Source organism: Lysinibacillus xylanilyticus, from assembly GCF_001708185.1.
GTDB lineage: Bacteria > Bacillota > Bacilli > Bacillales_A > Planococcaceae > Lysinibacillus > Lysinibacillus xylanilyticus_A.
The window spans coordinates 121,260-143,044 of the sequence record NZ_MDDN01000007.1; the positions used below are offsets into that span (position 1 = coordinate 121,260).

General features: G+C 34.6%; 21 protein-coding genes, 2 pseudogenes and 1 riboswitch. Of the genes and pseudogenes, 11 read left to right on the forward strand and 12 right to left on the reverse strand.

Annotation, left to right across the window (positions count from 1 at the left end; translation table 11 throughout):
• Positions 1-32: 32 nt before the first annotated feature.
• From BFJ97_RS14635 to BFJ97_RS14645, 3 genes are all read right to left on the reverse strand, one after another.
• Positions 33-443, reverse strand: a complete 411-nt coding sequence (locus BFJ97_RS14635) for a UPF0158 family protein (protein WP_068985393.1) — start codon at positions 441-443, stop codon at positions 33-35.
• A 139-nt stretch (positions 444-582) separates the two neighbouring features.
• Positions 583-876, reverse strand: coding sequence for a hypothetical protein (locus BFJ97_RS14640; protein WP_068985394.1), 294 nt, complete (start codon positions 874-876; stop codon positions 583-585).
• Positions 877-927: 51 nt separating this feature from the next.
• Positions 928-1,776: a pyridoxamine kinase gene (locus tag BFJ97_RS14645; RefSeq protein WP_068985395.1), complete on the reverse strand. Its 849-nt coding sequence runs from the start codon at positions 1,774-1,776 to the stop codon at positions 928-930.
• A 200-nt stretch (positions 1,777-1,976) separates the two neighbouring features.
• Between BFJ97_RS14645 and BFJ97_RS14650 the strand changes: the two genes are divergently transcribed.
• Positions 1,977-2,528, forward strand: coding sequence for an ECF transporter S component (locus tag BFJ97_RS14650; protein ID WP_068985396.1), 552 nt, complete (start codon positions 1,977-1,979; stop codon positions 2,526-2,528).
• 439 nt (positions 2,529-2,967) lie between these two features.
• Complete coding sequence (locus BFJ97_RS14655) at positions 2,968-3,408, forward strand: cell wall hydrolase (RefSeq protein ID WP_175401760.1); 441 nt, start codon at positions 2,968-2,970, stop codon at positions 3,406-3,408.
• A gap of 208 nt (positions 3,409-3,616) precedes the next feature.
• On the opposite strand, the gene BFJ97_RS14660 is transcribed toward BFJ97_RS14655, so the two are convergent.
• A complete protein-coding gene (locus tag BFJ97_RS14660) occupies positions 3,617-6,757 on the reverse strand; it encodes a SpaA isopeptide-forming pilin-related protein (RefSeq protein ID WP_068985397.1) in 3,141 nt (1,046 codons plus the stop codon).
• A 1,188-nt stretch (positions 6,758-7,945) separates the two neighbouring features.
• Between BFJ97_RS14660 and BFJ97_RS14670 the strand changes: the two genes are divergently transcribed.
• On the forward strand, positions 7,946-8,314 hold the full coding sequence (locus BFJ97_RS14670; protein ID WP_083227055.1) for a hypothetical protein: 369 nt from the start codon (positions 7,946-7,948) through the stop codon (positions 8,312-8,314).
• Positions 8,315-8,555: 241 nt separating this feature from the next.
• On the opposite strand, the gene BFJ97_RS14675 is transcribed toward BFJ97_RS14670, so the two are convergent.
• Positions 8,556-10,022, reverse strand: a complete 1,467-nt coding sequence (locus BFJ97_RS14675) for a DUF7309 domain-containing protein (protein WP_068985399.1) — start codon at positions 10,020-10,022, stop codon at positions 8,556-8,558.
• 475 nt (positions 10,023-10,497) lie between these two features.
• Between BFJ97_RS14675 and BFJ97_RS14680 the strand changes: the two genes are divergently transcribed.
• The 3 genes from BFJ97_RS14680 to BFJ97_RS14690 all read left to right on the forward strand — a co-directional run bounded on the left by BFJ97_RS14680 (position 10,498) and on the right by BFJ97_RS14690 (position 13,228).
• Positions 10,498-10,776, forward strand: a complete 279-nt coding sequence (locus tag BFJ97_RS14680; RefSeq protein WP_068985400.1) for a hypothetical protein — start codon at positions 10,498-10,500, stop codon at positions 10,774-10,776.
• A 91-nt stretch (positions 10,777-10,867) separates the two neighbouring features.
• On the forward strand, positions 10,868-11,179 hold the full coding sequence (locus BFJ97_RS14685; RefSeq protein ID WP_083227056.1) for a hypothetical protein: 312 nt from the start codon (positions 10,868-10,870) through the stop codon (positions 11,177-11,179).
• Positions 11,180-11,732: 553 nt separating this feature from the next.
• Positions 11,733-11,840: riboswitch (SAM riboswitch) on the forward strand.
• 107 nt (positions 11,841-11,947) lie between these two features.
• On the forward strand, positions 11,948-13,228 hold the full coding sequence (locus tag BFJ97_RS14690) for a Na+/H+ antiporter NhaC family protein (protein WP_068985401.1): 1,281 nt from the start codon (positions 11,948-11,950) through the stop codon (positions 13,226-13,228).
• A gap of 174 nt (positions 13,229-13,402) precedes the next feature.
• On the opposite strand, the gene BFJ97_RS24755 is transcribed toward BFJ97_RS14690, so the two are convergent.
• Positions 13,403-13,576, reverse strand: coding sequence for a hypothetical protein (locus BFJ97_RS24755; RefSeq protein WP_175401761.1), 174 nt, complete (start codon positions 13,574-13,576; stop codon positions 13,403-13,405).
• Positions 13,577-14,361: 785 nt separating this feature from the next.
• On the opposite strand from BFJ97_RS24755, the pseudogene BFJ97_RS25840 reads away from it, so the two are divergent.
• The 3 genes and pseudogenes from BFJ97_RS25840 to BFJ97_RS14700 all read left to right on the forward strand — a co-directional run.
• Positions 14,362-14,506: pseudogene (locus BFJ97_RS25840) on the forward strand (IS110 family transposase); the annotation flags it as partial.
• 370 nt (positions 14,507-14,876) lie between these two features.
• Positions 14,877-15,338 (forward strand): hypothetical protein, encoded by a 462-nt coding sequence (locus BFJ97_RS14695; RefSeq protein WP_254660179.1) that lies wholly within the window; start codon positions 14,877-14,879, stop codon positions 15,336-15,338.
• A 72-nt stretch (positions 15,339-15,410) separates the two neighbouring features.
• Entirely contained in the window at positions 15,411-16,223 is an 813-nt protein-coding gene (locus tag BFJ97_RS14700; protein WP_068985402.1) for a TraX family protein, read from the forward strand.
• Between the two features lie 265 nt (positions 16,224-16,488).
• Here the strand turns inward: BFJ97_RS14700 and BFJ97_RS14705 are convergent, their stop codons facing one another.
• From BFJ97_RS14705 to BFJ97_RS14715, 3 genes are all read right to left on the reverse strand, one after another.
• Positions 16,489-17,649 carry a PD-(D/E)XK nuclease family protein gene (locus BFJ97_RS14705; RefSeq protein WP_068985403.1) on the reverse strand — a complete coding sequence of 387 codons (1,161 nt, stop codon included), beginning with the start codon at positions 17,647-17,649 and terminating at the stop codon, positions 16,489-16,491.
• Between the two features lie 28 nt (positions 17,650-17,677).
• Positions 17,678-17,959, reverse strand: a complete 282-nt coding sequence (locus BFJ97_RS14710) for a hypothetical protein (RefSeq protein WP_068985404.1) — start codon at positions 17,957-17,959, stop codon at positions 17,678-17,680.
• Positions 17,960-18,471: 512 nt separating this feature from the next.
• Positions 18,472-18,864 carry a hypothetical protein gene (locus BFJ97_RS14715; protein ID WP_068985405.1) on the reverse strand — a complete coding sequence of 131 codons (393 nt, stop codon included), beginning with the start codon at positions 18,862-18,864 and terminating at the stop codon, positions 18,472-18,474.
• 152 nt (positions 18,865-19,016) lie between these two features.
• Between BFJ97_RS14715 and BFJ97_RS14720 the strand changes: the two genes are divergently transcribed.
• Together BFJ97_RS14720 and BFJ97_RS14725 are read left to right on the forward strand one after the other, a co-directional pair.
• Positions 19,017-19,367, forward strand: coding sequence for a helix-turn-helix domain-containing protein (locus BFJ97_RS14720; protein WP_068985406.1), 351 nt, complete (start codon positions 19,017-19,019; stop codon positions 19,365-19,367).
• Between the two features lie 116 nt (positions 19,368-19,483).
• The gene (locus BFJ97_RS14725) at positions 19,484-19,810 is read left to right on the forward strand and encodes a hypothetical protein (RefSeq protein ID WP_068985407.1); all 327 of its coding nucleotides are present in this window, start codon (positions 19,484-19,486) and stop codon (positions 19,808-19,810) included.
• A gap of 194 nt (positions 19,811-20,004) precedes the next feature.
• Here the strand turns inward: BFJ97_RS14725 and BFJ97_RS23725 are convergent, their stop codons facing one another.
• The 3 genes and pseudogenes from BFJ97_RS23725 to BFJ97_RS23730 all read right to left on the reverse strand — a co-directional run.
• The gene (locus BFJ97_RS23725; RefSeq protein ID WP_083227057.1) at positions 20,005-20,112 is read right to left on the reverse strand and encodes a DUF3221 domain-containing protein; all 108 of its coding nucleotides are present in this window, start codon (positions 20,110-20,112) and stop codon (positions 20,005-20,007) included.
• A 791-nt stretch (positions 20,113-20,903) separates the two neighbouring features.
• Positions 20,904-21,053 carry a hypothetical protein gene (locus BFJ97_RS24760; RefSeq protein WP_016429071.1) on the reverse strand — a complete coding sequence of 50 codons (150 nt, stop codon included), beginning with the start codon at positions 21,051-21,053 and terminating at the stop codon, positions 20,904-20,906.
• Positions 21,054-21,413: 360 nt separating this feature from the next.
• Positions 21,414-21,653 (reverse strand): annotated as a pseudogene (locus BFJ97_RS23730) (glutamine-hydrolyzing GMP synthase); the annotation flags it as partial.
• Positions 21,654-21,785: the final 132 nt, after the last annotated feature.

Below are 21,785 nucleotides of genomic sequence, written 5' to 3' on the forward strand. Positions count from 1 at the left end.
GTGCATTTTTTTCTTCTGCCTAGGTCTATTACTTAATGATCTTCAAGTGTAGTAACCTCTTCTAGCCATTCCGTCATTCTGCTCTTAGCATAATTCTGTTCAAATTCGTACCAATGGTTTTCGATGCCTAGTTCATTAATTTTTTCCTTAAAAAATCGAAAAGGCTTATTTCCGTTCAGTACGTTGATTAAATGAATCTTAATCGAATCTGATTGCTTTTTAGCAAAGCTGATCATGACATCATACATTTCAGACGATGAAACGCTTGGAATCATCACTAAATCCGCAGCCACTTCCTCATCATCCCAATCAATCTCGGGCTCGCCAGTTAAAGCTTCTGGCGCATCCAAAAGCACTTCACCCGTTCGACAGTTTAATACATACGACATTTCCTCATCATTTCCATTTAAAAATACATCCGCAAGTTCATCTAGTAGTTTCAATTTTCTTACCTCATATAAGTACGATTCACATGTTCATATTACAAAAAATGCCCGCAACCATCAATGGTGGCTACGGGCTTCCATCTTAAGTTCAGTCATAAACTGCATAAAAAAGAACCGAATAGATTCGATTCGGCATTTATTCATACATTCCTATACTGAGCTCCCTACAAAATGATTCTATCGTGTCACGCTCTTCCTTTGGCAATGCTTCGTACTCAACCAGATATTGTGCTGAAAGATCTTCTAGCTCCATATAACTGACTTCTCTTGTCAGGACGATCCCATTGATCTCATTAGCCAACTGGTTTGCAGTTGCAATATCCTTAAACGCAAAGGCCTGTTCTTCATCATCCGTAAATGTAAGAAAGTCAATTTTCCCCTCGTAATAACGATCATCTACTTGCACTACGTAATATCTAATTGAATCCATTATACACCTCCCCTATTTAGGATTTTACCTTTTCAAAGCAGTCCGAGATTTCTAAAGTAGCATTCGTAAAAACTTTTCAAAATTCACGCCTGCCTCGCGCGGAATTTGCTCCTTCGACGTTGCTTCAATCGAAGCGGCTAAAAACGCCTCCGCAAGCTTCATCGATTCAACTAGATCCTGCCCGCGCATCATGCCACCCATAATAACTGATGCAAACAAATCACCTGTGCCTGAATAGCTCTCACCGTTATAATCGCGGATGCTAGAAAATGAACGATCTGCATCGACATACATATTGCCTACATAACGCTTGCTCGCATCTGTTGGCGGTGGATTCAATCCAGTAATAATGACATTCGCCCCAGTAGCCTGCTGTAGCTGATGGCCCGCTTCTTCTAGTGCCTGAAGATAATCTGAATCTTCTTGATAGCTCTGTAGCTTCTCATACGACAAACCTGTAAGCAAACAGCACTCTGTAATATTTGGCGTAATAATGTCAGCACATTTCACTAGCTCTTTCATACGATCAAGCAACTCGCCCGTAAACATTTTATACACTTCGCCCAAATCGCCCATCACCGGATCGACAAGCAGCGTTGTGTTACTCGAATGAAACACGCTTAAAAATCGAAAGATATTATCGATTTGCTCTTTTCCTGTCACAAAACCTGTATGAATACCATCAAAGGTAGTACCTAGCTTGCTCCACTCATCCACAAAGTAATCCATTTTTGACGTTAAATCCTCACAATAAAAGCTTGAATACCCTGTTTGCGCCGTTAAAATCGCAGTTGGCAATGGCACAGCCTGAACCCCCATCACCGACAGCACAGGCATCGCAGCTGTTAACGAGCACTTCCCAAAGGATGACATATCTTGAATTACAGCAACTTTTTTCATCATACTCTCCACCTATATCCTGTATGTACTCACTTCATCGTATCATAATTAGAAAGATGCGAAAATGCACACAACTTAAATTCGAGAGATGGACAATAATCTGACCTTTAATAATTTTATCAAATTGACACTTTTACCATAGTCAGTCCTTTGTTAAAGTTAAAATTATCAAAAATTTCATCTTAGTGAGGAAGATACAGATGCAAAATATACAAGGGCAAAGCTATACAAGAACACGCACAAAAACATTTGATTTAGTAATCACATCAATTTTAGCAGCACTTGTTTTTGTCGCAACAGCGTTCATCAATCTTAAGCTACCATTCGGGCAAGGTGGACTTATTCACTTAGGGACATCTATGCTTTTCATCTCAGCGATCTTATTTGGTCCTAAAAAAGGAGCACTTGCTGGGGCAATAGGGATGGGCTTATTCGATATTACAGGTGGTTGGTTAATTTGGGCGCCAACTACAATTATCTCCCGTGCATTACAAGGTGCCATCGTTGGGAAAATCGCTTGGTCTAAAGGTCATAAAGGCGACAACGTTGGATTAAACATTTTAGCAGCAGTTGTTTCAATGCCCGTGATGATTGCGGTCTACTATATCGGGCAAGCAATTATGTTCAAAAGCTGGATTGCCCCTATGGCATCCATTCCAGGAGACGTCATCCAAAACGTTGTCGGTTTACTGATCGCAATTCCAGTATGTATCGTGCTGAAAAAAACACCATATTTCAAAAAGAATTTTTAACTTCTTTCAAAAGAAGTTAAAGCCTCCGGCGGATGTCACTGAAATCGGAAAGGAGTTCATAAAGGATGTTAGCCTAAAATCATCGCATCCATGCGATAACGGCTAACTGACCTGCATCACGCAGGCCTAAGCACAAAGCCGATCCCGGACGCAATTATGCCGAGGCACAATTGATTACTACAAAATTAACACGCCATCTTGCTATTTTACCATTAGCATAGATGGCGTGTTTTTATCATTTTCTAAAATTTTGGACATAGGGATGTAGCGATTACTTACATGAAACTTTTCTCGATATCGAAAAAACCTTCGAATCTACTCAAATATCATATGTATTCTCACCTTGTCCGACTGAATAATTTTAGTTTTGGGGAGATTTAAAACTTCAAATGACAATAATGTACGCTTTTTTACATACGATATGGTGGAGGTGAAAAAAATGCCAAGAGCAAAATATCGAGATGCAGACGTTGACTTAATGGCAAGGATGATGAGAGCCGAAGCTGAAGGTGAAGGAAACCAAGGAATGTTATATGTTGGAAATGTCATTGTGAATCGTCTTGTATCAAATTGTTTAGACTTTAAAGATTTAAGAACAGTAGAAGATGTTATTTATCAGGTACAAGGAGGAAATTATTCGTTTGAGGCTGTTCAAAAAGGGAATTTATTTTACCAAAGGGCGAGATCTTCTGAAAAAAGATTAGCAAAAATGAATTTGGATTATTGGAGACAACATCCAGCAAAATTCGCACTTTGGTACTTCAACCCATATGCCCCATGTCCTCCAACATGGTATGGTCAACCATTTACTGGTCAATTTAAAAATCATTGCTTCTATGAACCCGCACCTGATACATGTGAAGGTGTTTATATCGACTAGGTAGCTATTATGCGTTTTGGTGCTGCGAATACAATATTATTAGTTGCAGGTACTTATAGCCAACAAAATTTATTCGATGTCATTCTACCAAGGTAACACTTATTTTTTGTATTTATATATTGACATTGAACGTTCTTAATTCAAAAAGCATTAAAAATTATTTAGACATAACAATCCCCCTGTTCGTTCAAAACAGGGGGATTATATTTTAAATTTCTCTTCTACTACGTCGTAATAACAAGTATGCTAGCGCTACTAAAATCAAACCGAGTACTTGGTATAGGGTTGTATTACTTTCCCCTGTTTGAGGTAAGCGTTTCGCTTGATTTGGCGTATCTTGATCATTTTTGTCAACTTTTTGATTTTGAACTACGTTGTTAGCGTGCTCCTTTGATGACATTTCTACTACATTACGCTCATTTTGTGAGTCACTTGGTTTTTCACTAAGTTCCACCGATGTTTCCGATTTCTCTTGAGTCTTTGGTTCCTCTACCACATTACCCTCATTTTTCGGGTCTTTTGGTTCTTCACTTGGTTCCACCGGTTTTTCTGGTGTTGTTGGTTTTTCATTTGGCCCCATCGGTTTTTCTGGTGTTGTTGGTTTTTCATTTGGCTCCACCGGTTTTTCTGGTGTTGTTGGTTTTTCATTTGGCCCCATCGGTTTTTCTGGTGTTGTCGGTTTTTCACTTGGCCCCACCGGTTTTTCTGATGTTGTTGGTTTTTCACTTGGCCCCACCGGTTTTTCTGGTGTTGTCGGTTTTTCACTTGGCCCCACCGGTTTTTCTGGTGTTGTCGGCTTTTCACTTGGTTCCACAGGTTTTTCTGGTGTTGTCGGCTTTTCACTTGGTTCCACAGGTTTTTCTGGTGTTGTCGGCTTTGCTGGTTCAGCTTGATTCACTACTTTTAACTGAATAACAGATTCTTTGTCTACCAAACTAACTTCAAAGTCGATTGGTTTTGCATCCAGCTGATAACCTTTTGGTGCTTTTGTTTCCACAAACGCATATTTACCCGGAAGTAAATTATCTACTTTAATTTGACCGTCCTTATCTGTTACTAATTTTATTACTACTTCTTTACCCTCTTGATTAATGAGTTTGAATTCTGCATCAGGTAATACTGGACCTTGCTCATCTTTAGCATGCTTTGTCAATACTACCGTTGTCTTGTTATAGGAATTTTCTACTGTTACTTGAACATCTTCTTTTTGATCGTTTTCAATTGTAAATTCCATTTTTTCATGTAAAGGTTTATATCCATATAACGCTTTTGTTTCCACAAACGCATATTTGCCGGGAAGTAGATTGTTAACTTTAATTTGACCGTCTTTATCAGTTACTAATTTTTCTGCAATAACTTTGCCTTCATCGTTAATTAACGTAAATTCAACGCCCTCTAATTTATCTTTAGTATCAGCATTTATTTTCGTTAAAACAATCGATCCTTTAGGGATTTTTGTATTTACAATATTATAACCTTCAACTTTTGACTCATATCCCGCTACTGGTTGCTCTTTCACAGCATATTTGATTTCTTTACCGTCTACAGTGTATTGGTCTAAGTTTTCAAAGCTATACTTCCAACCATTTTCTGCTGTTACTGTTTTTGTAGCAATAACCTGTCCATCTTTGAGTAAATCTACTTTGATTTCGGAAGGGCGATCTTGTTCACGATCGTTGCTCCAAGTTTTCGTTCCTTCAATCGAGGTTTTTTTCAAACTGTTAGCAATTGGTAATTCAATACCTTTTGCAGCATCCGTTTCCATTGTAAATGGAATTTTCATACTTGCATCAAATGTTACGTATTCAGGAGCTGATACTTCTTGTACATAGTAGTCACCAGCCTTCAAGTCTGGTACTTCTACAATTCCTTTGTCATCCGTTTTATACTGATCGCCAATTTGTTGCCCATTTGATGAAAAAACTTTAAATTGAACATTTGGAATGACTTGTTCTTTATGACCATCTATATGTTTCAGTATTCTTAATGTACCTTTGGCTGGTAAATCTCCTATAGCCCCACCATTGGCTGAAATATTTTTTACTTGAGCTACATTTTTCTCATGTACTTCCTTTTGGTTGGAAACTTTGTAAGTCAAATCATATTCATTCTTAAAATATTCTTCATTTAACCCTTCAGCTGTAATAGTTGTTTCATAACCTACAGTGAACTCTGAAAAACTTGCATACTCACTATAAATCACTACATTAAATGAATTATCATCCGTAAAACTTACAGATCCATATCCTTTACTTTCAAACTCTTCTAGTGTCAACCGCTGATTGCCTAGTTGGCCACTTGTGTTGATATAGAAACTATCTTTCTGTATTTGTTGACCGCCTTTTGAAGAATCTTGTAAAACGATATCACTTTCAAGGGATTCCTTCTTACCGTTGAAGACTAGAAACCACCGAACTTCATCAGCATTTTCTGGTATAATATCGCCTGCTTTATAGAAAAAGATTCTTGAACCATCACTAGTTGGGTGAGTAACTGTTACAGCTTGTGCACTTAAATCTGTTCCAAAGCTCGTATTAACCGTTTTTGTAACTCCATATTGTACATTCGTCGCCATTATAGTGAAATTAAAGTAACCTTTTATATTTTCACGTTGATCTACTTTACTATTGAACGTACATACAACTTGTTCGTTAGTCACATTACATGAACCGTAATCATCTAGAGGAATATTCTTATTAAAACCTCTTAATTCAGGTGGTAATGTCATTGTAAGTGTATCGCCTGATTTTAATTTCAGACCAGTCTTTTCACTAAATGTTACAGAGACTCCTGTTTGTTCACCATATAATAAATCTGTTTTAGTAATTTGCACACTATCGAGAAGTCCTGTATTGCTGTGTTCTCGTGCTTTTTCTACAGGAGGTGTATTTGTTTGAGTTTGTTCGGGTTTTACTGCGTTACTATCTTCTACGACAGTTTTAGATTCTTCTACAAGAGTACTTGACTTGTCTGTAGGAGCATTGGAGTTGTCTGTTTGAGTGCTTGAGTTATCTATAGGAGCACTTGGACTGTCTATTTGAGTGCTTGAGTTGTCTATAGGAGCACTTGGATTTTCTGTTAGAGTACTTGAGTTGTCTATAGGGGCACTTGGATTTTCTACTTGTTTAGGCGAAACAACGCTGTTATCTTTTTCTATTGCCCCATCACTTACACCAGCGCCTTCAATAGCATTCGCTCCGTTTCCTTCTACTGCTGGTGCTTCTTTTGTTTCAGTTGTTCCTGTTGCTCCAATATTAGCATCCGCTTCAATCGCAAACGCTGAGATTGGTGATAGTACTGTTTGTAAGACGATCAGCAATAAGATTGCTACTATGTTTAATTTTTTCATGTTTTTCTCCTTTCTAAATCCTGAGAGATACCTATTGGTGTTTGCTGACAACTTAATGTCGGAAGAATGTCACAAACAATAAGTTGGTACCTCTATCCTTCCATTCACTTCTTGTCATAAATGAATACATTGCTAATAAATTCTTCAAAGCATAGGACAAAATCGCATGTATAGGTCCTATTTTCACCTCTCCTCAAATAATGAATCTCACTTTATAATCATTACAAAGTAGGTCGCTGAACAAATACTAAATGATTCCAGACTTTTTGTCTACATAAATTTTAAAAAATTCTCCATTTTTTTTATTTATCTTTAAGAAGCAAAGAAAAAACAGTAAAAATTTACTTACGATGAGTATTTTTTTATTATTTTTTATTATAAATATAATAAAAATCCACTAAACAACTCTTGCTTCAAAAACATTTTATTTAAATAGGAAATGATATTATATTGAGAAAATATTAGTTGAATTGATATTCACAATAAGTAATTATCATGCATGGCGGGATACAATAAATGTAAAAAAACGTCCATATATAAAACCACATATTTAACTGTGCTAAAGTCACAGAAATGCGTGGTCTCGTTATTCACTATTCTTCAATTAAACCCATTGGCATGGCTTTCATAAATTCTCTCACTTCACGAATACTAGGGAATTTACTTTCTACGAAGTCCATCCTAATAGTATTTTTTCTGATTTTTCTCAACTTTCGTTTAATTTATAACAAAAATTGATTTTGTAATATTTTTAGCTACTGATATGCTTATAATATCCCGGGGAAAGTAAAGAAGAGAAAGTTTTTCATTTGTGTTTTCGATTAAGATTTATCTCCTTGTAGATAAAAAAGAGAAATTTCTAATGACTTTATCGTTTAGCATCCAGGTTGGAGCGAATACCAATACAATATCTCGTATTATTTCTTTAGCAAAGATCCTATGTCATGTAGTGCACGTGTTGGATATGGACCTATTTCTGTTACGAAAGCAGGATCTAATGGGCAAACTATTAAGGCTGATCCAAAAAAATGGACAAGACCGGGTGTTTATGGAAATGTAGGTGTGACTAAATACAATGTGGAGAAATAGAATGGAGCAGGAATATACACTGGTTCCACGACAAAATATATAAGCAATGCATCAAGTACGTATGTTAAGAGTAGAAATAAATAGAGAGTAGTATGCTGTATGAAAAACAAAAAAACATTTCGGATTATTAGTATAATGATACTAATAATTGCCTTACTTATAACTGCTTATAAGTTTGACGAGAGCAAAAACAATCTTGTGGAGATGCTGAAAATTCAAGATACAGTCTATGTCGTAACCGGGGAACCAGTTGAAAAATCCCAAGTAGTAAGGAAATTGGGGGAGATTAAGCAAAAAATAGATAGAAATCAAGTTCCGAATACTAATTTTGAGTCTAATTCTTTAAATGAGGGTACTCCTATATATGAAAGAAAAAATGGAGATGGGTTTCCAAAATCTGTAGTGTATAAACGAGAGGGTAAATTTTATATTGCTACTCAAGTAGTAAACCTAAACCGTAGTGATTGAGCAACAACCTCTTTTTTAGAAATAAATTGTAAAAGTAGCTGACTTTTTTGAAGGTTAGCCTCTGAAATACTTGTACTACGTATTTCAGCTGTTACTACTTGAAGTGATGAAAAGCATTTTTGATTAAAACCATGGTTAAAGTAAGTTACGAAATATCTTTTTTCACCCTAAAAAAGAAATCCCACGGAAAAGTCATCAACCTTTCCGTGGGATTTTGTGTGATTGGATATTCACTACTTCACTATTCTTCAATTAAACCCATTGGCATGGCTTTCATAAATTCTCTCACTTCTCGAATACCAGGAAGTTCACTTTCTACAAGCTCCACCCCGACAATTTTTGCTAGTGGTTGAAGCATCGGTTTTACCTCTTTAGAGACAAATATTTTACTTGGTCTTACCTCTAAGCTTTGTAAATATGCCCATAAAATACTTTGTGCGATTGGTGGCGTTTTAGGCATCGGGAACATTTCGTGTCCAATAACCAAATTGCTTCCTCGTTCAACAAGCATACCAACAATCGGATAAACAGTGCGGTTCGTCAGTTCCGTTTCTACGCCAAAAGGCATGTAAAACACATCATATTCTAATTGTAACGCACTTTTAGGCTTTTTCTTATATTGTGCTTTTTCAAACATCGAAATTTCCTCGTAGCACTCATACGTTGGCTTCGGTATATTTATCTGCAAAATATAGATTTCTTGTAACTCACCATCCATTTGTACTTTAAACGTTGGATATTGATGTGCAGCTACCTGTGGATATTCCCAGCCATCCTTCCTAGCTTCTGTAATATTAATCATCCTACTTACAACATCAATTAATAACTCTACCTCTAGATAATTTGGTCTTTCAGGATGCGTTCCTTCTTGATAGCTACGGAATTGAATCCAGTTCTTCTTCCCTCTATACGACAGCCCACAATCTTTAATTAGCAGATAATCTGCTGGATCTAACTCTTCTCTATCAACGAAATTCACAGTTAAAGCGTTTAAACTATAGGAAAAATCACTCGATATATTTTTCTCAAAAAATATTTTCGCTAAGCTGTCATAGCCATTTTCTATATCAAAAATCATTAATCCAAACTCTTCACCACCAGCACCCATAACAGAAACAAGTACTTTGTAATCTATATCTGCAAAGTGAATGACAACGACTTCATCATCCCTTAAATATTGCCATGGCTTTAGTTTTTTCAGGTCATTAGTAAGCTCCAATAAAGTAAGATAATCTGGCTCCAGGTTTTCTAGTAAACTATTTGCCTCTTCATCCTCCCGTATCAGTTCATTAATTTCCTCCAAATTAATCTTGTCCATTTTGCCAGTATGAATATTGCCTGCTCCCGCAATACATATAGGCGTTTCAGTGTTCATCGGTAATTCCTCATTGCTCTCGAATCGAATCGTAAATGATTCACTATTATCAATTACATGAGCAATGGCTTCATCACCCGATTTTCGAAGCCATTCATCGACCAACTCTTCATCTGTATCAAAATCCGCATCATTTTTAGGTAAAAAACAAATCTTCTCTTTAGATACTCGTCCATCTTTTTTAACCATTTCAAAATTAAAATAGTCCGAACCATCCAAATCAAAACTTAGTAATATCATTTCATCTAGCATGGAAAAACTACTGTTCTTCGGTAACAATAACTTTCGATAAATCGCCGGTTTTTTCTTACTTTCAATATGCAACTGGATCATTGTTTTACCTCCTACTTCTACTTGTTATAGCTATCCTGATGAGCTCGGCATAATCTTCACTCATATACAAATGTATTCATCTCTTGCGCGATCTCTTTATTGATTTCAACTTTGTAGCTATTCCATATGCGAATCACTCTTTATTCACTTTACTGGCAATCTCTCCATTCTGCAACACTTCAAACTTCATCCCAACCAATTCTACACATCTCAATATCTGTCGCATTAATTGTACAAAACACCCTAAGGTTGTGCTAGCAACAGCTACGTATTGTAATTACAAGGTTCACATTTTAGAAAGTCAAGATTAACTCTCCGACTTTTCTCAATTTTTGTTTAATTAATAACAAAAATTGATTTTTAAACTTTTACAGCCAATGGTATGGTACTAATAGTAGGGGAGTTTTATATTCACCAGTGTAAAAGTTATTAAAATACCTTTCCAAATTCATGGAAAAAAGAGTAGGAGGAAAAGATGAAAAAATCGTATAAAATGATCGTTGCTATTCTTTTGAGTATTTTCACTTTTACTTCAATTACATTTTTAGGGACTATTGCTATTGTGTTATCTAATGTTGAATTTTTTAATTTTCAATCTACGTTTTTTGGTCTAGATATTGTTTATGTTCATATTCAAGATCGTGTATTTAAAGCTAATGTAACATGGACAGGTGTACTACTATTTGGTCTTTTAGGCGGTGTTATTCAACTTCTTATTAATAAATTTAGTAAATCAGATAACCACGCGTATTGATTAAATAAATCCGCCAATCTTCATTCGTAAAACTTCTGATAAAACACCAAAATTTCATTAATACGACAAGCACCATTACGAGGAGGATTAAATGTCGACTATGACTACAAATAAGAAAAAGTTGAATGAATCCGGAGTTGTAGGTCAATGGAGTAATGGATTTTATGTAGCATTAGCATATGGAATGTTATTCGTTTCTTTAATGCTCGTAACAGGAAAAGAGCTTACAATTAATGTTTTGACTCTACCCGCTTTAGTTTTATTTTTAGTTGTTAGCGTTACTGAATATTTTGTGACGAAAGACGGAAAAAAAGATATGCCTCAATGGATTATAGTGGGAGCATTTGTTATGGCTGTTCTTACTGCAATAGGTATGACGGGCTATTTCAAACTGAGGGAGTGAGAAGATGCTACATAATGGAATAAAATATATCGGATTTTTAGCTATGCTTATATTTGGAGGCATTTTTATTTTCAGATGGTTTCTTCGAAAATTATTATTAGATCAATTCATTGGTTTTGTGGTAGGTTCTATTCTTTTTATCGTGTCTTTTTTTGTTAAAAGAAACTAAATTAGTCGGGTCGTCTCTACGATTACTATTGAACTTTTTAAATATGTCTCTTTACAATAGATGATTACTATCTTTTGCTTCACATTTTCTATACCTTCAATTTCTGCAAATGCACCTACATCTTTGTAATTCTCCTGTTTTAACAATCTAATTCCCTATCGTCGTGATAGATGGTTCTAAGATTACACCAACATTTTTAACATCTTAATTTAGCACTTCATAAATCGCCCCTCTCTTTTTTACCGTGGTCGCCTTAAAGCGGATTTTCTTTCTTGAAAAAACGTTTTTATGTTCTATGAAATAGTATTTAATTAAAAACAGGTTGCAATTATAGATGTTTTATTATAGTATTTCATTATTGTGCAAAAAATAATATATTTTTTCTTCTTATCAAGAGAGATGGAGGGACTGGCCCTATGAGATCTCGGCAGCGGAACTTTGTGATTAAGTTACTGTGCCAAATCCAGCAAGCAATGGCTTGATAGATAAGAGGAGTGTTTTATAAATATAAGACCTCTTCTTGTTATTTCAAGGAGAGGTCTTTTTTTAGAAAAAAATGGACAAGGATGTATCCATTTTTAATTTTTGGAGGTAGAACAATGAAGAAAGAGAATCCATGGGCGTTGATCCCATTTGTTGTTTTTTTAGTTTTATTTATTGGTTCAGGGATTATTACAGGTGATTTTTATGCCTTTCCTGTCATTGTAGCCATTTCCATTTCGGGCGCTGTAGCTCTGGCGATGAATCGAAAAGAATCGTTTTCGCGAAAGGTTGATATTTTCTGCAAAGGCGCAGGAAATTTAAATGTCATGCTGATGGTTGTTATTTTTCTCTTGGCTGGAGCCTTTTCAGCGGTAGCAAAAGGTATGGGGGCAGTGGATTCCACTGTTAACTTTGCTTTATCGGTCATTCCACCAAACCTGCTTGTCGTAGGCTTGTTCATCATTGCCTGCTTTATCTCCCTGTCAATGGGTACATCGGTGGGAACGATTGTTGCACTGGCGCCGATCGGAGTTGGGATAAGCGAGCATATCGAACTTTCCATGGCTTTAGTAATGGCAGCGATTGTTGGCGGTTCGATGTTTGGCGATAATTTATCCATTATTTCAGATACAACCATTACTGCCGTTCGTTCACAAGGCGCACAAATGAAGGATAAATTTAAGGTGAATTTTTGGATTGTGTTGCCGGCAGCTATTGTAACGAGCATCATTTTAGGGGTTATCACAATGGGGGAAACCGCACAAGTAGAACATTTAAGCTATAGTTGGATAAAAATTGTTCCCTATGTTTTGGTTATTATTTTAGCGTTAGCTGGCATGAATGTTTTCTTTGTTCTGGCATTTGGGATTGTTCTCGCCGGTGCTGTGGGCTTAGCAGATGGCAGCTATCACTTAATGAGCCTTATGCAAACGATTGGCGAAGGAATGTCAGGCATGTATGAAATGGCATTTCTTGCGATATTAATCGCTGGAATGGTGGAGGTTATTAAGTTTAACGGAGGAATCGATTTCCTACTTCACCTTGCGACACGAAGAATTAAATCAAAAAAAGGTGCTGAATTTGGAATTGCCGGCCTTGTGGGTCTAACTAATTTATCTACGGCCAATAATACGATTGCTATTTTAATTGCTGGTCCGCTTGCAAAAAATATTGCTGATCAGTATGGAATTGAGCCGAGAAAGTCCGCAAGTATATTAGATATTTTCTCCTGTACGGTCCAAGGTCTTCTGCCATACGGTGCCCAATTCCTGGCAGCCGCAAGCGTAGCTGGAATATCGCCAGTAAGCATGCTACAATACTCTTTCTATCCGATCTTGATAGGAATTTGCGGGATCATCGCTATTCTTATTGGATATCCGGCACAGAAGAAAGCTTGAATTTCATCACTTTAAAGTGATTGGTATGGCTTTAGAAAATATTGATTTTATATTGAAATAATCCAATTGTTTTGAAAGAAAGATTTATCAAAACGATTGGATTTTTTTATGGGGTTACACAGAGATGTAAGCGTCAAACAGCCCACGAAAAAAAACGTGGGTGCTACTTGACGCTTATGGATATTTATAAAATTTTGAAAGATAATCTGGCTCCAGGTTTTCCAGTAAACTCTTTGCCTCTTCATCCTCCCGTATAAGTTCATTAATTTCCTCCAAATCAATCTTGTCCATTTTACATGTATGAATATTGCCTGCTCCAGCAATACATAAAGGAGTATCAGGGTTCATCGGTAATTACTCAAAGCTCTCTAATCGAATCGTAAATGATTCACTGTTATCAGTTACATGTGCAATAGCTTCATCACCGGATTTTCGAAACCATTCATTGACCAACTCTTCATGTATCTAAATCCGTATCATTTTTAGGAAAAAAAACAAATCTTTTCTTTAGATACTCGTCCATCATTTTTAACCATTTCAACTTTCCAGTCATTATCAATATTTGTTCAATTTATAACAAAAGTTGATTTTGAAACTTTTATAAACTGGTGGTATAGGGTTTTCTACAGGACTTTATAAACACATTAATACCTGTTGAAGTCTAATTTTTACTAGACTTCTTTTCTTTCTTATAGGTATCATCTGCAATATCAAACTCTAAGTAGCATAATTTTTCTGAATTTTATCAATTTTCGTTCATTTTTCATCAAAACTTGATTTTGAAACTTTTTTAGCTAATGGTATGTTATTAACATACCCGGGGAAAAAGTAAAGGAGTATCCCTGCTAGAAGTATTTTCAGGGGCTTGAAAAAGAAAAAATCCTCTTGCATGATGCATGAGGGTCAACAGCCAACGCGGACACGTGTTCCAAAAATCATTTCCTTGTTCTCAATCAAGAGAAGGTTGATTCGATACTTTTTATGAAAAAGTACTCGTTTTACGTGCCATACATGAAAACAGCGAAGTACTTGTTGGTTTTGAGCCTACAGGTCTCTACTGGATGAATCTCGCAGCCTAAAATGGTGCATCGTTACACTCCAAAATCCTAGAAGATCTGAATGGATTACACATCAATCCCCTCCGAAAGAAGCAATCGATTGTTGTGCTCTGTGGAAAGTTACTGAAGATTTTTTTACACACCTTATGTAAGGAAAGAGTGTATTTTGGATGTGAGGCACATGATGAAAGACTTGTATTGTCTCGTAAAGGCCACCTAAGCATCACTAAGCTCAACCTACAACAGAAGGATGACACGAATTATTTTCACCATACGACTACTAGTCCCTAATGGAGCATCGCCATCCTCTGCCTTATGAATAGATCGAACGAAGGAATGTATGCGCAAGGACGCCAAGAGACATGGGAGGGTACGAAATTATAAGTATCACAGAGATCCATTAGTGCATCACAATGCGGGCTTAAAGTTAATTTTAACTAAATATCTTTAGCAAAGCGCACTCACAAAATACCGAATAATTAAAGAACGAGAAAAGAAAACACTATGTAAAGAGTGTGATAAATTTTTTTATCACTCTTAAAAAGGTTTAAACCGTTAATAAATCAACATTTAAAGAGGGAGAGGAACATATGAAAAATCTTTTAAAAATCGTTGCACTATCTACTACATTTGCGTTCTCGATGACTACTTTCGCTAGTGCTGATAGCTTAGAACCTGTGGTAGATGAAAATCAGGGAGTCTCTGAAGTCGAAGATAACCCAGGAGTATCATCAAGAGGCGTAACAATGCCATCCACTGTTTGGAATCTTTATAGTTTGGGTAGATATGATTTTACAGGAAGAGCTGCAAGTTCTGATTTATACACGAATTATTTATTTACTGGTAAAAGTCAATATAAAATAGAAGTAACGAATACTCATAACAAAAATCTAAAAATATACCTGAAGAAAAAGGGTTTTATAGATACTACTGTATGGGATTATGATTTACAACCTGGTTCTACCTTAACTGCATTTCCACAAGTAAATAGTAGCGATAATTACTATTTATTATTTAAGAGACCAAGTAGTTTTGATGGATATATCGAATAATATATTCGTTTATAAAAAAGGTGGCCATGATTTTATTCATGGCCTTTTTTATTCTATAAGGAGATTCTTATTATGAATACAACTATATTAAAAATAATTGCAGTAATTGCTATGGTTATAGATCATATCGGGTTTTTCATACCAAACACACCAGAGTGGTTTGGATGGATTGGACGAATTTCTGTTCCTATTTTTATTTTTACAGTTGTTATTGGTTTTCAATATACATCGAATCGAAAAAAATATCTGACGCGATTATATATGTTTAGTTTAGGAATGTCCTTTATTAATTTGTTGGTTAATTATATCTTCAGAAATTTTTCTGTTGAGGACTTAACCAATAATTTTTTTGCATCACTATTTCTTATTGTTCTTATCTTGAGTTTAATTGAAAAAAAACAGCTAAAATACATTTTTCTTTTTTCCATGTGGCAAATCCTATCGTTATTTCTTTGCTCATTTTTAGCGGACATAATTGAATTCCCGAATTTCAACTCGTCCACAGCTAACGGTTATTTTTGGGGTGCTATCCTTGGAAATATTTTCGCAGTAGAAGGTGGACCATTGTTCATTTTGATGGGCATATTTCTTTATCTAACTCGAAGGAGAAAAATAAATATTGTCATTGTATACTCTATCTTTTCTATATGTGCTTTCTATGCATCTTATAAATGGGGTCATCTCATAAACACTTGGAACAACCTTTTATTCCCTTTTCCAAGTTATCAATGGATGATGATAGCAGCTGTACCGCTGATATTATTGTTTAACAATAAGAAAGGAATAGAACTAAAATACTTCTTCTATATTTTCTATCCAACGCATATTATCATCTTATATCTGATAGGGTTTTATCTAGAAAAACCACCTACACTTGGCCCATGAATTGGTAATTGGAAAGTGTTATTTATTACAACTAAAACTGCATCAATAGTGACAATGACGATGAATTATTAGGTGTTTTGTAAATGTTTAAAAGAGTGGCGGAGGCTACTCTTTTTAATTGAAAAAAGTAACAGGCAAAAAGCTTTAAGCTATAAAATTAAACACGTACTTTGCAACTTGGTTAGATAGACTTATTGTTAGTCAAGGATCTGAATTTTGGTTATGGTAAATTACTCTATGGATTTAATAATGATTAATCCCTGTTTCATTTAACTGCCTCAACAAATATCTCCGTGAGCAAAGCACATCCCATACCATCCGGATTGTTGTTGTCTTTCCAATAAATCATTACATTTTTAGGAGGATTAGAAAGATCTAATTTTCTAATTACTTTTCTATTGTTTTCGTCTGGATAATAAAATAAATTTCTATCTTCTTTATGTGGTCTATTCACACCGTAGTGCTTTCTATTTCGATCGTTTACAATGTACGATCGGTCAAAGTTTGCATTTTTTAATGTTTTGCCTGATGCTTCTTTCACTATATTACTCACACATTTTTTAAAATCTTCATAATTGATGTCTTTTTCAAACGGTGAACTATCATAAAAGTCTTTTATGTATTGAATGACTGGTTTTCCATAGTCTGATTTCTCTATTAAAAGATTTTTTTCTTCTTTATATGATTTAAAGCCTGAGTAAATGAAAGAGATAAATGACTTAATGGTATGCTTCGTGTAATCATAAATCGGTTCAATCTTTCCAATGGCTTCTTCTTTAAGAATCTTACTGAGCAAATCAACTATAGTAATCTCCATGCTATCTAGTTCTTCCCCACCCCAAGTCAGATGATAACAAGGTACCGATAACCCTTCTTCTTCTATAGTAGATAATAATTCATTAAATTCATTTAAAGCTCTCTGACTTCCACTATGTGTTAAGAATATAAAGGAAACTAAAGGTTGTTCTTTCTGTAATGATGAAACTTTATAATAATTAACTAATCCAATGATTTCCTCAAAAAGCTGATTATCACCTTTTTGAATAGCTCCATCTTTAATTTTATTTTCCACACAAAACGAAAACTTTGGAAGACTATCAGAAAATGTTTGATCAAAAAGTTCAATTACAATATCTATATCCCTTGTTTTTTTTGCAATTTCACTCTCTGCACTTATGACCTTTACTTCAGCTTGCACTCTTACCTCATACTTCGAATTTCGAGATAAATCTCGAATCCGATTATTGTATATAAGCTCTTTATACTGCTCGTTATTTGCTAATACAATAGGTGCTAAAAAACTCTCAACAAACCTCGATCCTAAACCATGATTTTCATTAGGGTCTAACAAATAAGCCAGAAACGAAGTTACATTAGGCTCATTGATAGAACCATCATTAGAAGATAAAACCTTAAAAATATTCATCCTTAAACCCCTCTAATTATTAAATTACTTACTTTTTCAATTCGAAATTATATTTCTTGTTTATTTTAGTAGCAATTTTGTCTAAAAACTCACTTACTGTCATTTTCTCAAATTCTCTTGTATACCATGCCAACTTAGCCCCTTTAGAAACACCATTATGATAAACCTCTAAAGGCATATAGCTCTTCGTAGCATACGTATAATCAAATCTAATGAGTAGTACACTACCATCTTCACATTCTAATTTTACTTTATAATTTGGATTCTTGTATTCCGTTAGAAGCTTAACTCCTTTTATCTTTGCTAACATGCCAAAGACCTCCGATATATTAATGGTTATGTATAAATTTATCCGTTAGAAGTACTCATCAAATCATCCAACACATTTCGTTTAATATAAGTTATGGTTGATTATACCATCTTAGAAAACAAATTCAAAAGACACCTTTTGCTGCTGAAGCGATAATCCTTCCAATAGCCAGCGAAGCTTCTGTTGCGTTAAGTTACGTACCTCATTTTCATCTTTTATACACTTTATAAATTAAAGCAAAATCACCACCATTTAACAGAAGATGCATTTATTCATTCAGATCAAGGATTCCATTATACGAATCCACAATTCCAGAAACTTGTGAAGAAAATGGGGCTAGGGCAATCGATGTCACGCTTAGGAAACTGTTGGGATAACGCCCCCAAGAATCCTTCCCCGGTCATTTTATAGATGCAACCAATATGAATTCCATCACCCCAATCTTGGAGAGCTCAAGCCTAAAAAACCCGCAGTATCTATTTATAGATACTATGTGCTTTCAATAACCTTATTTAGCTTTTCTCCTTTATAGCTATAAACTTCCGCTCCGCTTCTTCATAAACCTCCCTCATTTTTCTTCTTTCCTCAATAATCCGTTCACGTTCAATTAACAATTCATTACGCTGCTCATTGAAATAAATATCTGCACATCCTTTTGAACAAAAGCGACGACCAATAACGTTTGGATCTTTCCGTGTAATTGATACAATAAAGTATTCATCTGCTACATTACTTACTACTTTTTCGCCGCAATGACATATAAAGCTCCATGCTCTTTTCATATCTTTATGGAAATACTTTTTCTTATATCCTACTTCCAACTCTTCTAGCTTCAACTCTATATCTGTTAAATCCGTCATTAAACTATAATCTAAACCCATCATTAAACTATAATTTAAATCCATTTCAACACACTCCTTTTAAATTAATTAATATCATTTTAATACCGAAAGATAATATAAATCAATTAAAAATAACTTATAAGTTATTTTTATTATACTTTAATAGTATGTAATGTTTATTTTACCTCACATAGGATTAAAGTGGGGGGATATAAATGGATTTAACAAAACGCGTAGGAATGAACATCAGAGCAATTAGGAAGGCTCAAAAATTAACAATCGACGAACTAGCAGAGAAGTGTGATTTTCAAGCCCCGTATTTATCAGATGTTGAACGTGGAGAGAGAAATATTACGTTACAAACTTTAACTAAAATATTAGATGCCCTAAAGGTCGGTCCAGGTAGCGTACTTATACCTGAATTTAGCGGAAATGAAGACCCAGAAAATAATAAAGATGAGCTTTTAAAACTCTTAATGAACACGCTTGAAGATAAAAATGAAGACGATATTCGAATGATACTGAATATATCAATTGAAATCTTCGCACGCTTGCAAAAAAATTAAAAAATTTAAAAGGAAGCTTGTAGCTTGTGTATTTTTTTACAAGCTTCCTTTTTAACTAATAATCCCTTCTTTATAATTCATTTTTTAATCTATAATATATCTAGGGAGGAATTGCCATGAAAAAATTCCGTACGTATAATCAAGCAAAAAAGGATCTAAAAGTTTTTCAAGACTACATCAGTTTAATTGAAAATTATCAACCCAAAAATTTTACTCAACGTGTCATACAAGAATATGCTTACCAGGGAAACATTAATCGTACTGCTGAAATTCTTAACCGTCGTGGCTATAAAACAGATGATCGTAGTATTGAACCGCAGGATATTTCAACGATAATTAAAAGTAAACCTGCTCCAGAGGATTTACTTCATAAAGAAATACGTAGACTGTACCTCAAAAAAACTAAAAACAATCAAGGTTCTGTTTTTAAAATATATCGATAATTCTTCTACTGTCTATTACCTAAATGTAACTTTTCCTATTATGTTATATCACTTTTGAAACAAAGGTTATGCCTTAATTTTTCTTCACTTTTATTAATACTTTAATTCATCAAAAAATTGAAACCTTCCGCACACTTATTATTGTTAATTTTATTTTTAGAATATATGTATATGTACGGATTCCTGATCACTATTCAATACAACACCTTTTCTATACGAATAACTTTGATTTTTGCTGGATATGACTCCAAAATTTCAGAATACCAAATCCTCACTTTACCTCCACTTTTAATCCCTTTCATAGTCAGTTTCAATTCATTATTTAAAATTGAAACAGATTCAAAATTTTTTAGTACATGAGATTTTCGCTAGAGAAACTCTCTATATCTGATTGTTGAACGTGCTTTCCCCTATAAACCATAAAACAACAAGAAAAAATTATAATAAGACCATGTCAAATAGTTATTTGCAAAGTCTCGAATTTACTTTTTGTAATACCAATACATTTGATTGAATGGTGTAGCTACTTATGAAAAATATCCCCTGTGAAACCACAAGGGATACTCCATACCATACAAATATCATTCCCTCCTTTCAAAATGAGATATGATATTTGTTGTTCTTAAATGTTACTTACTTTAAAGGATAACTGTCGTACAATACAACTCTCAAATAAAAAAAGCTCCAAGAAACCCTATTAAAATAGGTCTCTTCAAGCTTTTTCTAGTTGCTATTTAATTATACCCACTCAATCGTAGCTACTTGCTTACTCGTAATATCATACAGTACGCTCACCAACCATTGATACATAAAGGTTTTACGCTATTCATCAAAACAGAAAATCCCGTTCAATTCATGTAATTCTTGTCCTCAATTGTGCTGGTGGCCTCTGTTTTACAACGTTATTATTTTTAATAATGGATATGTCGTTTCGTTTTCAAAGTCAATTAGTGAGGAATGGATATCTGAAGACGAGTTTTTTGTCACCGAATCTGAAATTTAGGAGAATAATAAACTCTATCATCAATTGAAAAAAGAACTTCGAATAAGAAAAACATAGGGAGATTTTAGTCTTCCTATGTTTTCATTTATACTATTTATCTGTTTGTTTTTGCTTTTTTTTCAAATACTCCGCACGTATTTTTTCAAGTTGCTGCTTTTTATCAAATTTGGCAGGTTTGTGTTTTTCATGATACTTTGCCACTGCCACTTGACCTTTAGTATCCAATTGATATTTCCCCACTTTGTTCACCTACTTTTCTTGTCTTTAAAGAGAATCTATTCAACAAAAATATAATATACCTTATTTTACTGAAGTATACCTTTTTACTTTATTAGTGTACTACCTAACCTTGCAAATATCAGTAAAAACTTAGTAAAATAATTCATAGCTAAATGGTATTCATTATACTTATCTTCACGACCTTAAATTTACTGATTCATTTAAAAGTCATCAATCAAGTCGCTAATTTTAACTAAAAGAGAGTTCAATTTTGAAAAATAAATAGTTGTACGTTAATCATTGATTTAGTTCTTAACAAACTACTTTAGACATTGATATGATTGCGTTTATAACCTGTTTAGCTTATATTACTGAACAGTCCTATTCCCACTCAATAGTCGCAGGTGGCTTAGATGTAATATCATACAGCAAGCGGTTAACGTGTTTCACTTCGTTTACTAGACGTACAGACACTTTCTCTAATACATCCCAAGGAATGCGTGCTCAGTCGGAAGTCATACCATCGATAGATGTTACCGCACGGATACCGATTGCATAGTCATACGTACGTGCATGGCCCATTACACAAACTGAATGGATGCAAGGTAATACCGTGAAGTATTACCTGATGTCACTGCAATAAAATTTATATGTAAGTTAAACTTCTATTTAAATACAACTTCTAAATAGTAGCACGTTTCCATAAAAAATACAGATATTAATAAGGAAACTACTTCATTACGTGTCAACCTT

Excerpts from the sequence above, each read along its gene's own strand:
- BFJ97_RS14650 (WP_068985396.1), top strand. The coding sequence starts at position 1,977 with ATGCAAAATATACAAGGGCAAAGCTATACAAGAACACGCACAAAAACA.
- BFJ97_RS14695 (WP_254660179.1), top strand. The coding sequence starts at position 14,877 with ATGAAAAATCTTTTAAAAATCGTTGCACTATCTACTACATTTGCGTTC.
- BFJ97_RS14720 (WP_068985406.1), top strand. The coding sequence starts at position 19,017 with ATGGATTTAACAAAACGCGTAGGAATGAACATCAGAGCAATTAGGAAG.
- BFJ97_RS14640 (WP_068985394.1), bottom strand. The coding sequence starts at position 876 with ATGGATTCAATTAGATATTACGTAGTGCAAGTAGATGATCGTTATTAC.
- BFJ97_RS14645 (WP_068985395.1), bottom strand. The coding sequence starts at position 1,776 with ATGAAAAAAGTTGCTGTAATTCAAGATATGTCATCCTTTGGGAAGTGC.
- BFJ97_RS14705 (WP_068985403.1), bottom strand. The coding sequence starts at position 17,649 with ATGAATATTTTTAAGGTTTTATCTTCTAATGATGGTTCTATCAATGAG.
- BFJ97_RS14675 (WP_068985399.1), bottom strand. The coding sequence starts at position 10,022 with ATGATCCAGTTGCATATTGAAAGTAAGAAAAAACCGGCGATTTATCGA.
- BFJ97_RS14710 (WP_068985404.1), bottom strand. The coding sequence starts at position 17,959 with ATGTTAGCAAAGATAAAAGGAGTTAAGCTTCTAACGGAATACAAGAAT.
- BFJ97_RS14685 (WP_083227056.1), top strand. The coding sequence starts at position 10,868 with ATGTCGACTATGACTACAAATAAGAAAAAGTTGAATGAATCCGGAGTT.
- BFJ97_RS14660 (WP_068985397.1), bottom strand. The coding sequence starts at position 6,757 with ATGAAAAAATTAAACATAGTAGCAATCTTATTGCTGATCGTCTTACAA.
- BFJ97_RS14690 (WP_068985401.1), top strand. The coding sequence starts at position 11,948 with ATGAAGAAAGAGAATCCATGGGCGTTGATCCCATTTGTTGTTTTTTTA.
- BFJ97_RS23725 (WP_083227057.1), bottom strand. The coding sequence starts at position 20,112 with ATGAAAGGGATTAAAAGTGGAGGTAAAGTGAGGATTTGGTATTCTGAA.
- BFJ97_RS14655 (WP_175401760.1), top strand. The coding sequence starts at position 2,968 with ATGCCAAGAGCAAAATATCGAGATGCAGACGTTGACTTAATGGCAAGG.
- BFJ97_RS14725 (WP_068985407.1), top strand. The coding sequence starts at position 19,484 with ATGAAAAAATTCCGTACGTATAATCAAGCAAAAAAGGATCTAAAAGTT.
- BFJ97_RS14700 (WP_068985402.1), top strand. The coding sequence starts at position 15,411 with ATGAATACAACTATATTAAAAATAATTGCAGTAATTGCTATGGTTATA.
- BFJ97_RS14680 (WP_068985400.1), top strand. The coding sequence starts at position 10,498 with ATGAAAAAATCGTATAAAATGATCGTTGCTATTCTTTTGAGTATTTTC.
- BFJ97_RS14670 (WP_083227055.1), top strand. The coding sequence starts at position 7,946 with ATGAAAAACAAAAAAACATTTCGGATTATTAGTATAATGATACTAATA.
- BFJ97_RS24755 (WP_175401761.1), bottom strand. The coding sequence starts at position 13,576 with ATGAACCCTGATACTCCTTTATGTATTGCTGGAGCAGGCAATATTCAT.
- BFJ97_RS14715 (WP_068985405.1), bottom strand. The coding sequence starts at position 18,864 with ATGGATTTAAATTATAGTTTAATGATGGGTTTAGATTATAGTTTAATG.